Origin of the sequence: Sphingobacterium bovisgrunnientis, assembly GCF_009829085.1 — a bacterium.
Lineage (GTDB): Bacteria > Bacteroidota > Bacteroidia > Sphingobacteriales > Sphingobacteriaceae > Sphingobacterium > Sphingobacterium bovisgrunnientis.
The window spans coordinates 1-872 of the sequence record NZ_WUQY01000091.1; the positions used below are offsets into that span (position 1 = coordinate 1).

Below are 872 nucleotides of genomic sequence, written 5' to 3' on the forward strand. Positions count from 1 at the left end.
CGCGATGAGAACAATCTTACTCGATATTCTGGCTGAAGCTAAAAGGTTGTGGCCTGCGTCGACTCGGCTCCAGCAATTGCCAGTTTGCACGATGGGAGGACCAGGAAGTGGGCATCGAAAGAAACATTGCCGACCAATAGCACGTTCGTCGCCTCGCGTCGATATGTGCGAGGCATTGTAGTAGGTGCTCGCAACTGTGACCGTCATTGCACTGCAAACTTCGGCGGCACGCTCCAGGCCCTTGCCGATGCAGGCTACACACCTCGATCGAACTTTGGCTGAGGGATAAATGAAACGTGGGTACCAAAAAAAATATTGTTCGACGCGCGCAGACCCCTCTGGGTGCAGCGTGTTGGGCAATGTAGCAGGCGCTCGAAATTGCGATCGTAGTTGCACAACAAAATTCGGATGGTTTCTCGATAATCTATTATCGTGCGTAGCGGGACATGCTTGGGCTTAGCTCGTGACTTGTTTGTGAACCTTCGGGTTAGCGGACATGTGGTGTGCTTTGCTTGGGCATTGTGTACGTAAAGCACGTGAGTTGCGATTGGCCTGTTTGGGTATGTTGGATCCCTGCTTGGGCAGCGACAATGTACCCTTCATGCCTGTTCATTGGATGGCTGAATCTCGCGTTCTGTCATCTCCCTCTCGGTTCCCTGTGTTGCATACCTATTGCGATGGTATCGTGTTGCCTAAAATGACCCTATTTCGTCTAACGTCGCGACTAATACTTGCGATCGAAGGTGAACCAAAAAGCGTTCGTCGTGTTCCACCCCGTTCACAATACTCGTTGCGGGAGTTGGGCCATGACGATATGCTCGAATTCTCGGATGCGGAATACTAAGTGGGTACGAGGACGTTCGTCCTCTGTT

At 51.6% G+C, this 872-nt stretch carries 1 protein-coding gene; it reads right to left on the minus strand.

Translation table 11 applies throughout. From position 1 onward, the window contains the following. Positions 1–692 precede the first annotated feature (692 nt). The coding region (locus GOQ16_RS18460; protein ID WP_204987516.1) for a hypothetical protein at positions 693–872 on the minus strand (180 nt) is incomplete at its 5' end.